Below are 10,449 nucleotides of genomic sequence, written 5' to 3'. Positions count from 1 at the left end.
AGGCACGCCGCCAGCGTTCGTCCTGAGCCAGGATCAAACTCTCATGTTATTGCTTTAAAACTTTGTTAAATCTTTTTGAAACTCTCAGGCATAACACTGATTTAGTTGTCTAGGTTCTCTTACGTCACAGTTATTAATTTTACCATACCTTATTGCGTTTGTCAACATCTTTTTTTGTTTCTTTTTTTAAAATGTTGTTCTGCTGCGTTTTTGATGTGTTTTCCGTGACTGCTCAAGTATAATAACATGAAACTAGTGGTCTTTTCAAACGTCAGTATTCGTCATTATTCTCTTTTTCGTCAATTTACGGCATTAAATTCTGGCTATACTCTTTTATGCTGCTTAATTCTTTTATTTTTATTAAATGTGACATTTATTTTGTATTGAAATAAGGTTATTGTTTAGGTCTCATGGTAGGGAATAATATGACATCGCGGATTGAATAAGAGTCTGTAAGCAGCATAACAAGGCGATCAACACCTATGCCCATACCACCCGTAGGAGGCATTCCATATTCAAGCGCATTTATATAGTCTTCATCGAAAGCATGAGCTTCTTCATCGCCGGCTTCCCTTTCTTTTAGCTGCTGCAAAAACCTTTCTCTTTGATCTATCGGATCATTTAGCTCAGAAAAAGCATTAGCTATTTCCCTTCCTGTGACAAAGGCTTCAAACCTGTACGTAAGGTCGGGATTGTCCTCTTTCTTCTTTGCCAGAGGCGATATTTCTATAGGATAATCATATATAAAAGTGGGTTGAACCAGGTTTTGTTCCACCTTTTCTTCAAATATGAGATTTAGCACTTTGCCCTTTGTGTCGCAGTCTTTTATCTCTTCTATATGTAATTCTCGAGCAACTTTTCTTGCCTCTTCATCAGAAGCTATAGAGTCAAAGTCTATACCTGTAAAATGTTTTACCGCTTCAACCATAGTCATTCTAGTCCACGGTGGTGTTAAATCAATTTCCTCCCCTTGATAGGTTATCTTCGTAGTGCCTAAAACTTTCTCGGCTATATATGCAATCATATCTTCAGCCAATTTCATCATATCTTTATAATCTGCATATGCCTGGTAAAGTTCCACCATCGTAAACTCGGGATTATGCTTGATGGAAATACCTTCATTCCTAAAATCCTTGCCCAATTCGTATACTTTTTCAAATCCACCTACTATAAGCCGCTTTAGGTATAGTTCTGTAGCTATCCTTAAATACAGCTGCATGTCCAAAGCATTATGATAAGTAACGAAAGGCCTTGCAGCAGCACCACCTGCTATCGGCGACAGCACAGGAGTTTCTACCTCAACAAAACCTTTGTCATCTAAAAACTGTCGCATTGCCGATATAATTTTACTTCTAGTAAGAAATGTTTGCTTTACTTCAGGATTGACTATTAAATCTAAATACCTTTGCCTGTATCTTATATCAGTATCTTTTAACCCATGCCACTTCTCAGGCAAAGGTCTGAGCGATTTAGCAAGAATAGTCATGTTGTTAACAGATACGGATATTTCGCCTCTTTTGGATTTAAAAACATTTCCCTCTATACCTACTATATCTCCAATATCCAGTAATTTATACAAATTAAAAGTGTCATCAGATACATTATCTTTCCTAATATATACTTGTATCTTGCCTGTATTGTCTTGAATATCAAAAAAAGCCGCTTTACCATGGCCTCTTATTGCCATGATCCTGCCGGCTATTTTTACATTTTGATTTTCAAGCTCGTCAAAGTTTGCCTTTATTTGCTGGCAATTATGAGAATAGGGGTATTTGTCGCCAAAAGGGTTTACACCCATATCTTTTAATTCTTGAAGCTTTTGCAGCCGAACTTTTTGGATTTCATTAATTTCACTTTGGTCGTTCAAATAATCCATTAAAAAACCTCCATTATTTATTTCATGATATCCATGATTTCATACTTAATTATTCCAGCAGGTACTGAAACTTCTACGATAGAACCTTTTTTCTCTCCAATTAGAGCATTTCCTACCGGTGATTCATTAGAAATCTTATTTTCAATAGGATTAGCCTCAGCCGAGCCGACAATCATGTACTCAAAAATATCTCCCGTATCCAAATCCTTAAGTTTTACCTTAGAGCCGACACTTACTACATCGGTAGATATATCTACTTCATCAATTAGTTTAGCATTTCTTAGTTTTTCTTCAAGAAGAGCAATTCTCCCTTCCACAAAGGCCTGTTCGTTTTTTGCTTCATCATACTCAGAGTTCTCGCTAATATCGCCAAAGTCAATAGCTTGCTTTATTCTAGCTGCAATCTCACGGCGTTTTACCGATTTTAAGTATTCAAGCTCTTCTTCCATCTTTTTCAAGCCTTCCTGGGTGAGCACAACTTCTTTTTTTGCCATTTAATTTTTTCTCCCCTCTAGTTTTGCCAAAATGTACGTTTCTAATATATGTTCCAATATGATTTTTTATTCTGGCAATAATTATAAACCGTGTATCATTCTGTCAGCCTAGGTTCAATCGTATATATATAGTAGAATAAAAATCGAGCATATGCTAATAATCCTCTTCAATTTAAAAAAATTATGAAGAGGTCTAGCAAAGCCCAAATATTAATTACTTCGTATGCACCTAGCTCATCACTTCTAAGATATTATAATTCAGCAGGTTATTTATGTCAAGAAGCTTTTTATGTTTATTTTCCAAAAATTCATATCGGTTTATTTTGCCCTTGAAACAGGAGAAAATTTATATCAAACTGTTTAATAATAAATATGGCACATGCTTTAAATTTAGACTATAATTGAAGAGTACATATTTCAATGATTAGATAAAAATATGGAGGTAATATACTTGTTTGGTCTTGTCCTTGAGGGCGGCGGTGCTAAAGGTGCTTATCAGATTGGAGCATGGAAGGCTCTAAGAGAGTTGGGCGTAGATATAAAAGGTGTGGCTGGAACATCAGTAGGTGCCTTAAACGGCGCCATGATAGTTCAAGGTGATTTTGAAAAGACATACGACACATGGTACAATATTTCATTCGATAAAATTCTTAATATTGATGATAGCGAAATAGCTGCTATTAAAAACAGGGAGCTGTTTCCGGAGAACTTCTTTCATGTTGTAAGAACAATAAGAGAGCTGTTTTTCGAACATGGCCTTGATATCACACCGCTTAGGCAGCTTTTAAACTGCAACATATGCGAGGACAAGGTAAGGCATTCCGGAAAGGATTTTGGTATCGTAACAGTCGCACTTACTGATTTAAAGCCTGTTGAACTTTATATAGAAGATATACCAGAGGGAAAGCTCGTAGATTATCTGATGGCAAGTGCCAATCTTCCTATTTTTAAGATGGACAAAATTGATGGCAAACTATTTATTGACGGAGGGTTTTTTGATAATTTCCCCATTAAGCTTTTAATGGCAAAGGGTTATAAAGATATAATAGGCATACGATTATACGGAATAGGAAGAACGCGCAGAATAAATAAAGATAAATTGAATTTGATTACAATTGAACCATCTGAAGATTTAGGTGGAACACTTGATTTTTCTTCTGAACGTGCCCGTAGAAATTTAAACTTGGGATATTATGATACATTAAGTGTTATAAATAAATACAGCGGCCGATTTTATTACATTATTGCAAATCACCCTGAGGACTATTACGCCAACATATTTTTTAATCTCAGCCGTCAAACGGTCCTAAAACTAGCTAACATTATGGGACTTCCCGAAAAAATGCCATATCGGCGCTTGCTTTTCGAAAAAATCATCCCAAGGCTTTCTGAAATATTGGGACTTGGCTCCAAAGCATCCTATAAAGATATATTTATAGGTATTCTTGAAAAGGCGGCTGTATTAGACGGGATAGAAAAATTTAAAATTTACGATTTTGATGAGTTCCTATATACCGTAATTTCCAAGCACCAAAAAACTTCAGAGCATATTTCCGATAAAATTCCCCGTTTATTAAAAAAATCCGACCTTGTATTGAAAACCGTAAAAGAACAATTGTCACCCGAGATTATTGATGTATTTATTGATGAGCTGAAGATAAGGTTTAATTAATAAATTCTATCAAGAATACGGCCTGTGAAGTTGCCAGTATTTTAAGCAATAGAAAAGAAAAAGGAAGGTAAACCTTCCAGATTGTAAATACTAATTTAACCCATAACAAGCGAGAGAATGGCTTTTTGCACATGTAGCCGATTTTCTGCTTCATCAAATACTACAGAGTGTTCACCTTCAATTACTTCTTCGGTTATTTCTTCACCTCGATGAGCAGGCAGGCAGTGCATAACTATTACATTTTCATCGGCAACAGAAAGTAGTTCTTGGTTTATCTGATAACCTGCAAATACTTTCTTCCTGTATTCAGTTTCTTCTTCCTGCCCCATGCTGGTCCAGACATCGGTATAAAGCACATCGGCATCTTTGGCCGCCTCAAAGACATCATCTGTGAGAATTATTTTTGAGCCGTTCATTACGGCATCGGCTTTTGCCTTATTAACTACTTCTTTATCCGGTAAAAATTCTTCCGGAGATGCTACGGCAATATCCATACCTACTTTGGAACAACCAAATATAAGCGAATTTGCCATGTTGTTTTTCCCATCGCCGATAAAGGCTAATTTTAATCCGCTGAGTTTTTTCTTTTTCTCTTGAATGGTAAATAAGTCCGCAAGCACCTGACATGGGTGGGTGTAATCCGTCAACCCGTTTATAACCGGTATATCTGCATATTTAGCCAAAAGTTTTACATCATCATGGCTATATGCCCTTATCATTATGCCATCAAGATAGCGCGATAAAACTCGAGCCGTGTCGGGAATGGTTTCTCCTCTCCCAATCTGAATATCCCTATTGCTCAAGAAAAGAGCATGCCCTCCTAGTTGCCACATAGCTACTTCAAATGAAACTCTGGTCCTCGTTGAAGATTTTTCAAAAATCATACCAAGGGTTTTCCCTTTTAGTGGTTGATAATCCGCTCCTAATTTATGCATTGTTTTAAGTGTTTCACATTTGTTTAGAATCTCTTCTATTTCAAGGTTGCTAAGATCATATAAGCTCAAAAGATCTTTCCCCTTCAGTAAACTGCTTTCCGCATTCTGCCATGGATTTACGCTCATATACATACGCCTCTTTCGTAATTTTGTTTATAATTATACATTAAAATGTATTATTATGCAATAGCTTTTTTAATTTTATTTTTCTATATAAATTATTTTGATTAATTTTGAGAAATATATTATTATGTATCAAGAATAATTACTAGGAAAGGCGGGGAAATAATGTATGATGTGACTATTGTAGGTGCGGGACCTGCCGGTCTTTCAGCAGGTTTATATGCTGCTAGAGCCAAACTGTCAACAGTTATTATCGAAAAAATGTATCCTGGCGGTCAGGCCGCTATAACTTACCGCATAGAAAACTATCCGGGATTTTCTGATGGCATAGGCGGCATCGAGCTTACTGATGCAATGAAATCTCAGGCTGAAAAATTCGATGCCAAATTTTTAAATGGCTGTGTCGAAAAAATCGAAAAACAGGATGGGGTTTTTAGAGTTTTTATGAATGGCGAAAGCATTACAGCCAAAACTGTTATTTTAGCTTCAGGTGCACAGCCAAAAAAAATTGGGGTCAAGGGAGAACAAGAATTTACAGGTAAAGGCGTTTCTTATTGCGCAACTTGCGATGGTGCTTTTTATTTTGACAGAACCGTAGCAGTGGTAGGCGGCGGCGATACTGCTATTGAAGAAGCTTTATTTTTAACCCGTTTTGCAAGTAAAATCTATGTAATACACCGCCGTGATCAATTAAGAGCTACAAAAATCCTTCAGGAACGTGCATTCCAAAATGATAAAATTTCATTTGTTTGGGATTCGGTAGTAAACGAAATAAGAGGAGAAGACGCTGTCAAAGAAGTGATAGTTAAAAATGTAAAGACAGGAAGTTTGAATTCTATCCCTATTGATGGAATTTTCGTGGCTATAGGCCAATCTCCCGCCACTAATTTTGTTAAAAATTTAGTTGTTTTGGACGAACAAGGTTATATCATTACAAATGATAAGATGATGACAGATGTTAGAGGGATTTTTGCCGCCGGCGACGTACGTCAAAAGCCCTTGCGGCAGGTCATTACTGCTGCAGCCGATGGCGCTATCGCTGCTGTAGAGGCAGGAAGATTTATCGAAGGGCAATAGATCAGTTTTTTAGTAATAGTATAATGTATGCGGGTAAAATAATTTTTATTCTTTAAATTGGGACAAATATAGCAGGGGCAGCGTGCCGGATTAGAAAGCTTTTGTACCGTCGGCAAGGCGAATAAATTCCGCAAGCCCCTGCTTGTCATATTATAGACGCAAGTTTAATAGTAGTCTGCAGCTTAATTTAATTTATTTACCGCATATAATATCACATAACTCCTTTTGCATTACAGCTTGACCGTTTTTCCGAACTCGCATATTATCCCCTGAAATCTCATCTATTACAGCAATTTCCCCTTCAACCCTGGCAAACTCAAATTTTATATCAATCAATTCGAGATCAAAACGCTCACATTCCTGTTTCACTATTTTAGTAATTTTCTTTGTAAGAGCAATGGCTTCGCTGACCTCTTCTTTTGTCATTAATTTAAGCTGAACTAATGCTTCTTCATTTATAAGCGGGTCACCTCTGTCATCGTCTTTAAGAGTTATTTCAACCAGATAATCTAATGGCTGATCTTCTTCTACATATCTGCCATATCTTCTAACAAAGCTGCCAGCAGCCTTTAACCTGCATATAAACTCCAGCCCATCACCAAATGTATCTGCTCGTTTTACAAGCATGGTATTTTCCTTTAAATCTGCATCAATATAATGGGTACGGATGCCATCCCTTTTTAACAGCTCAAAAAAATGCTTTGACAACTTAAGAGAAGCATTGCCCTTGCCTTCGATTTTACCGATTACGGTATTAGCTCCGGGATCTACCACATCACCCGTTCCGGTTACATCATCGCGAAATTTAAGCAATATATTGCCATCACATGTGTCAAAAACTGTTTTAGTTTTCCCTTCTCGAATTTTTTCCACATTAAAACCTCCATCAATTTAGAATTTGGATAAGTAAGGTTTACAACAATATTTTAACATACACCGTATCGGACCGCAAAAAACTTCAAAAAATGATTTCAAATCATTAACTATCAACCGTTTCGATTCTTTCATCGCCTTTTCGTGCCGAAGCGGCATATACCCCTATAAAAACTAATATACCGCCGATAATCGTATAGATGTTCCAATCTTCTTTTAATAATATTATGCCTATGATTACAGCAACCATCGGATTTACGTAGTTAAACACCGCTGTTTTAGACGCTCCGATAGTTTTTATGCCTTTATACCACATGTAATAAGAATATACCGAACAAAAAACGGCAAGATATAGCGCCGCAGCCCAAGTAGTAATCGATGTTGCCTTTACAGAATTAATAAATGCCGGAGTAAAAGCAATTGGCAGCACAGTTATTGTTGCATAAATATTTATATATGCCATCACCACAAAAGGATCATACTTGTCAACTAAATTTTTCCCCAAAACCGTAAAAAGTGCCCAAACTAATGAATTTAAAAGCAGTAGTAAATCGCCATAAATAGTACTACGCCCAATAGAAATTCCCTCACCTGCCGTAAAAACCAAAAATACTCCCACAAAAGCAATTAAAATACCAAGCAAATCGCTATAATTTAGCTTTTCCTGATGAAACAACTTTGCTGATAGGAATATAGTAAATATAGGGCTTGTAGCAATTAAAATAGAAGAATTGACTGTAGTAGTCATATCAAGTCCATAGTATTGGATGAAAAAATATAGTACTACACCTAAAAAGCCCAGTATCCACAACCACTTCCTATCTTCTCTTTCTATAACATAATCTCTGTAGAAAAGCTTAACAATGCAAAAAAATATTATCGAAGCTAGTATAAATCTTAAAACTGCAAGATGCACCGGGGATAATTCCCGAAGCCCAATTTTCGAAACAGACCATGAAGTTCCCCAAAAGCAGGCTACACTAAACAGACTAATATACATCCGTTTTTCAGAAGACATAATAAGCACCTCATTAAACTGGGATATCTGGAAAATATCATATCACATTTCTATTGATTTGGGTTACTTTTTATAAAAACTAGATCATGATTTTAATGTAAAAACCCTCTTTTCCTAAATCATTGTCAGTATATGGCGTATCTTATTATAATCAGGAACAATATTTCGGCATTTCTAGCTCGAAATTATCTTTCTACAGTGGAATCTATCATGATTTATCGTAAAAAGTCAGTTTTGCCGTAAAATCACAGTTAAAGTTCAATGGCAATAACGTGTATAACGTGCAATATAAGCGGGAGACCAATGGTCTCCCCTACTCTATGATATATGATTTATTAACATATAACTTACCTACAACAAATGATTTATCAACGTATAACCTTCACTACAACATATGACTTACCTACAATAAATGATTTATTAAAGTAGGACCTCCCTACAATATATAATAAATTACCAATCTTGCATGGTATAAACTGGAAAACGTGCAGCAACCTCCCTACAATATATAATGAATTACCAATACGTAGAGGCGGTCATCGACCGCCCACTTTTCCGCACAATAACGCATATTTTCTATTATACACATCATTAGGAAATCAAAAACCAAATATATTGATATTGTATACGGTGTTATTTCAAGTCCCTTATAGGTAGGTTATAAGCTGGGATAGAGAAAGATAAAGACAAAAGAAGAAAAGCGTTTCAATCCCTTATAGGTAGGCTATAAACTTCTTTGATATATTCATTATCAAAAGTGAATTCAAGGGCGTTTCAATCCCTTATAGGTAGGCTATAAACCCAGACAAGAGTGATTGCGCAAAAAAAGATTGTGAGTTTCAATCCCTTATAGGTAGGCTATAAACAAAGAACGGGTTAGACCAATTTAGGGCATTAGAGCCGTTTCAATTCCTTATAGGTAGGCTATAAACGTGGAAGGTATTATTAGCGAATCGGTTGACAAGTTTATGTTTCAATTCCTTATAGGTAGGCTATAAACGTAATTGAATTTGAAATGAATCTAGAAGGCAATATCAGTTTCAATTCCTTATAGGTAGGCTATAAACATTGATTTTTGTTTTATCACATCTTCCATTTTTACTCGTTTCAATTCCTTATAGGTAGGCTATAAACTTGTTTTCAAAGCACCTGTAGCAAGTGGTGCTCCCATGGTTTCAATTCCTTATAGGTAGGCTATAAACGGGATATCTACCACTGCAATACATTTGAAGTGGCCATGTTTCAATTCCTTATAGGTAGGCTATAAACTTGGGGCCGGAGGTGCCGGCCTGGTCTGCTGGACACGTTTCAATTCCTTATAGGTAGGCTATAAACCTCGTCCTGCCTCTTATACAAGGTCTGAAGCCCTGAGTTTCAATTCCTTATAGGTAGGCTATAAACCCTTTAGCTTGCTTGTAGTCTTTTCTGCTGCATCTTTGTTTCAATTCCTTATAGGTAGGCTATAAACTTGTTGTAAAGTGTAGATTTAATTATGTCAATCAAGGTTTCAATTCCTTATAGGTAGGCTATAAACTTGAGACCCATTCATCATTTTGAATTATTCTGTCTTGTTTCAATTCCTTATAGGTAGGCTATAAACTAACCAACTCCTGTATTTTGTCAATGTGTACCTTGCGTTTCAATTCCTTATAGGTAGGCTATAAACAGGTGTGCCTAAGGACCTTGACAAATTTGGCAATTCAGTTTCAATTCCTTATAGGTAGGCTATAAACCAAAAAACAAACACCAAAAATACGGCTAAAAAGAAGTTTCAATTCCTTATAGGTAGGCTATAAACCTGGCTTTGATCCAATGCCGTAATTCGATAGACTTCGTTTCAATTCCTTATAGGTAGGCTATAAACGAATTTAAGCCATTGTTTGTATTCAAAGGCAAAATAGTTTCAATTCCTTATAGGTAGGCTATAAACTTGGGCAACAACTGGGAATATTAAACATAGAATAAGTTTCAATTCCTTATAGGTAGGCTATAAACAATTTATATGGGATGGTTTAGTAGAAGCTGGTGTCGGTTTCAATTCCTTATAGGTAGGCTATAAACCCGAATGGCAGCAAGTAGAGCCTGAACGGTATACAGGTTTCAATTCCTTATAGGTAGGCTATAAACCCCTTTTGCCGAACCACTACTGTGCCAGTGTATCTGTTTCAATTCCTTATAGGTAGGCTATAAACTTGACCTCGTCAAAGCGAGCTTTGGGTATATACCCCTGTTTCAATTCCTTATAGGTAGGCTATAAACGAAGGTTCGACAAGAAAAAAGCGGAGGAAGGGCAAGTTTCAATTCCTTATAGGTAGGCTATAAACTACGGGTAACAGAGCACGTTAAATGCCTCAGTTTGCGTTTCAATTCCTTATAGGTAG

Annotated in this window: 7 protein-coding genes and 1 CRISPR repeat array (1 of these 8 cut by a window edge); of the genes, 2 read left to right on the top strand and 5 right to left on the bottom strand. The window is 36.3% G+C overall.

The features are described 5' to 3' along the window. Nucleotides 1-394: 394 nt before the first annotated feature. Together lysS and greA are read right to left on the bottom strand one after the other, a co-directional pair. Entirely contained in the window at nucleotides 395-1,876 is a 1,482-nt protein-coding gene (lysS, locus tag BUC45_RS08830) for a lysine--tRNA ligase (protein ID WP_013777367.1), read from the bottom strand. 17 nt (nucleotides 1,877-1,893) lie between these two features. After that, nucleotides 1,894-2,370 carry a transcription elongation factor GreA gene (gene greA, locus BUC45_RS08825; protein WP_013777366.1) on the bottom strand — a complete coding sequence of 159 codons (477 nt, stop codon included), beginning with the start codon at nucleotides 2,368-2,370 and terminating at the stop codon, nucleotides 1,894-1,896. A gap of 451 nt (nucleotides 2,371-2,821) precedes the next feature. Here greA and BUC45_RS08820 point away from each other — a divergent pair, with 451 nt between their 5' ends. Continuing rightward, the gene (locus tag BUC45_RS08820) at nucleotides 2,822-4,042 is read left to right on the top strand and encodes a patatin-like phospholipase family protein (RefSeq protein ID WP_013777365.1); all 1,221 of its coding nucleotides are present in this window, start codon (nucleotides 2,822-2,824) and stop codon (nucleotides 4,040-4,042) included. A gap of 95 nt (nucleotides 4,043-4,137) precedes the next feature. Here BUC45_RS08820 and argF read toward each other — a convergent pair whose 3' ends face one another. Next, entirely contained in the window at nucleotides 4,138-5,103 is a 966-nt protein-coding gene (gene argF / locus BUC45_RS08815) for an ornithine carbamoyltransferase (protein ID WP_013777364.1), read from the bottom strand. A gap of 162 nt (nucleotides 5,104-5,265) precedes the next feature. On the opposite strand from argF, the gene trxB reads away from it, so the two are divergent. Continuing rightward, entirely contained in the window at nucleotides 5,266-6,177 is a 912-nt protein-coding gene (trxB, locus tag BUC45_RS08810; protein ID WP_013777363.1) for a thioredoxin-disulfide reductase, read from the top strand. Between the two features lie 192 nt (nucleotides 6,178-6,369). Here the strand turns inward: trxB and BUC45_RS08805 are convergent, their stop codons facing one another. Both BUC45_RS08805 and BUC45_RS08800 read right to left on the bottom strand, forming a co-directional pair. Further along, on the bottom strand, nucleotides 6,370-7,050 hold the full coding sequence (locus tag BUC45_RS08805) for a phosphoribosylaminoimidazolesuccinocarboxamide synthase (RefSeq protein WP_296971696.1): 681 nt from the start codon (nucleotides 7,048-7,050) through the stop codon (nucleotides 6,370-6,372). Nucleotides 7,051-7,156: 106 nt separating this feature from the next. Then, a complete protein-coding gene (locus tag BUC45_RS08800; protein ID WP_296971695.1) occupies nucleotides 7,157-8,068 on the bottom strand; it encodes a DMT family transporter in 912 nt (303 codons plus the stop codon). A gap of 636 nt (nucleotides 8,069-8,704) precedes the next feature. Further along, a CRISPR array of direct repeats spans nucleotides 8,705-10,449; the repeat unit is 30 nt; unit sequence GTTTCAATTCCTTATAGGTAGGCTATAAAC (it continues 9 nt past the right edge of the window).

Origin of the sequence: Tepidanaerobacter sp. EBM-38 (assembly GCA_001896545.1) — a bacterium.
In the GTDB taxonomy this organism is placed as follows: Bacteria; Bacillota; Thermosediminibacteria; order Thermosediminibacterales; family Tepidanaerobacteraceae; genus Tepidanaerobacter.
Note: the sequence above shows the minus strand (reverse complement) of the source record. Positions and strands in the feature narration are given on the sequence as shown.

Bases quoted from the DNA above. Each gene is read 5' to 3' on its own strand.
- BUC45_RS08800 (WP_296971695.1), bottom strand. From the start codon at position 8,068: ATGTCTTCTGAAAAACGGATGTATATTAGTCTGTTTAGTGTAGCCTGC.
- lysS (WP_013777367.1), bottom strand. From the start codon at position 1,876: ATGGATTATTTGAACGACCAAAGTGAAATTAATGAAATCCAAAAAGTT.
- trxB (WP_013777363.1), top strand. From the start codon at position 5,266: ATGTATGATGTGACTATTGTAGGTGCGGGACCTGCCGGTCTTTCAGCA.
- greA (WP_013777366.1), bottom strand. From the start codon at position 2,370: ATGGCAAAAAAAGAAGTTGTGCTCACCCAGGAAGGCTTGAAAAAGATG.
- argF (WP_013777364.1), bottom strand. From the start codon at position 5,103: ATGAGCGTAAATCCATGGCAGAATGCGGAAAGCAGTTTACTGAAGGGG.